At 60.8% G+C, this 2,028-nt stretch carries 2 protein-coding genes; both read left to right on the top strand.

Features of this window, described 5'->3' with window-relative positions; translation table 11 throughout:
• Positions 1-88: 88 nt before the first annotated feature.
• A complete protein-coding gene (locus ACW9IN_RS30055; RefSeq protein WP_457369236.1) occupies positions 89-592 on the top strand; it encodes an ureidoglycolate lyase in 504 nt (167 codons plus the stop codon).
• 51 nt (positions 593-643) lie between these two features.
• Positions 644-1,945, top strand: a complete 1,302-nt coding sequence (locus tag ACW9IN_RS30050) for a urate hydroxylase PuuD (protein WP_457369235.1) — start codon at positions 644-646, stop codon at positions 1,943-1,945.
• Positions 1,946-2,028 lie beyond the last annotated feature (83 nt).

The raw sequence follows: 2,028 nt of genomic DNA, 5'->3' as shown, positions 1-2,028 counted from the left end.
GGGGTATGCGGTCAAATGTGGGAGCCGGGCTTGCCCGCGATAACGGTAGACCAGACACCATCACACTCGAAAATTTAAGAAGACAGCCATGCGCACACTGATGATCGAACCCCTGACCAAAGAAGCCTTCGCCCCTTTCGGAGACGTTATCGAAACCGATGGCAGCGATCACTTCATGATCAACAACGGGTCGACCATGCGCTTCCATAAACTGGCGACGGTCGAAACCGCAAAGCCAGAGGACAACGCCATCATCAGCATTTTCCGCGCCGACGCGCTGCAAATGCCCTTGACCGTATGCATGCTGGAGAGACACCCGCTGGGCAGCCAGGCTTTCATTCCGCTGCTCGGCAACCCCTTTCTGATCGTGGTCGCGCCACTTGGCGATGCACCTGTATCGGGCTTGGTCCGCGCCTTCGTCACCAACGGCAGGCAGGGCATTAATTACCATCGCGGCGTCTGGCACCACCCGGTGCTGACGATCGAAAAGCGGGATGACTTCCTGGTGGTTGATCGCAGTGGCACAGGCAATAACTGCGATGAGCATTTCTTCAAAGAGGATGAGCGATTGATCCTCGCCCCCCACCAATAAGAGAAGGTCTGATCACCCGAAAACAAGGGTGACAGGCGAGAGGTAAAGACTGTGGAAGCACATCTGTTGGAATGGCTGAACCTGAGCATTCGCTGGGTTCACATGATTACTGGCGTCGCCTGGATCGGCGCTTCCTTCTACTTCGTATGGCTGGAAAACAACCTCAACCGCGTCAACCCCAGGGACGGCCTGTCCGGTGACCTCTGGGCAATCCACGGTGGCGGCATCTACCACCTGGAAAAATACAAGCTGGCCCCGCCAACCATGCCGGACAACCTGCACTGGTTCAAATGGGAAGCCTATTTCACCTGGATGTCGGGGATCGCGCTGCTGTGCGTGGTGTTCTACTCCAACCCCACCCTGTACCTGCTGGCCCCGGGCAGCAGCCTCAGCGGTCCTGAAGGCGTGTTGCTGGGCATTGGTTCACTGTTCGCCGGCTGGTTCATCTACTCCTTCCTCTGCGATTCGGCCCTTGGCAAGCGCCCTGCCCTGCTCGGTTTCATCCTGTTCGTGCTGTTGATCGCCGCCGCGTACGGCTTCAGCAAAGTGTTCAGTGGCCGTGGCGCCTACCTGCACGTGGGTGCGGTGATCGGCACCATCATGGTGGGTAACGTGTTCCGCATCATCATGCCGGCGCAACGCGCGCTGGTGGCGGCGATTGCCGAGAACCGCACGCCGGACCCGGCACTGCCGGCCAAAGGCTTGCTGCGTTCACGCCACAACAACTACTTCACCCTGCCGGTGCTGTTCATCATGATCAGCAACCACTTCCCGAGCACCTATGGCAGCCAGTACAACTGGTTGATCCTGGCCGGTATCGCCGTGGCGGCGGTGTTGGTGCGTCACTACTTCAACACGCGCCATGACAGCCAGAAGTACGCGTGGACCTTGCCGGTGGGCGCACTGGCGATGATCTGCCTGGCGTACGTGACCGGCCCGAAACCGATGGCCACCACGCCAGACGTGGCCAAGGCGCCGGCCGCCATTGAATACCAGCCGTTGCCGGAAACCGCGTTGGGCGGTGGCTTGAAACCCGCCGCGCCTGCCGCCCCCGCAGTACCCGCCGCCGAACCTGCACCCGCCCAAGCCTCCACCGACTTCGGCAAGGTGCACAGCGTGATCCAGGAGCGCTGCGCCGTGTGCCATTCGGCCAAGCCCACCAGCCCGCTGTTCAGCACCGCCCCGGCCGGGGTGATGTTCGACACCCCGGCGCAGATCCAGCAGCAAGCGGCACGCATCCAGGCGCAGGCCGTGGCCAGCCAGATCATGCCGCTGGGCAACATCACCCAGATGACCCAGCAGGAGCGGGATTTGATTGGCACCTGGATCAATCAGGGAGCGCGTACCAACTGACTGATCCACGCAGACCCAATGTGGGAGAGGTTTTGTGTGGGAGCTGGCTTGCCTGCGATAGCATCACCTCGGTAGGCCTGATA

This window comes from Pseudomonas sp. SDO5271_S396, from assembly GCF_054071795.1.
Note: the sequence above shows the minus strand (reverse complement) of the source record. Positions and strands in the feature narration are given on the sequence as shown.

Coding starts and splice junctions, on each gene's coding strand:
- ACW9IN_RS30055 (WP_457369236.1), top strand. CDS start 89: ATGCGCACACTGATGATCGAACCCCTGACCAAAGAAGCCTTCGCCCCT.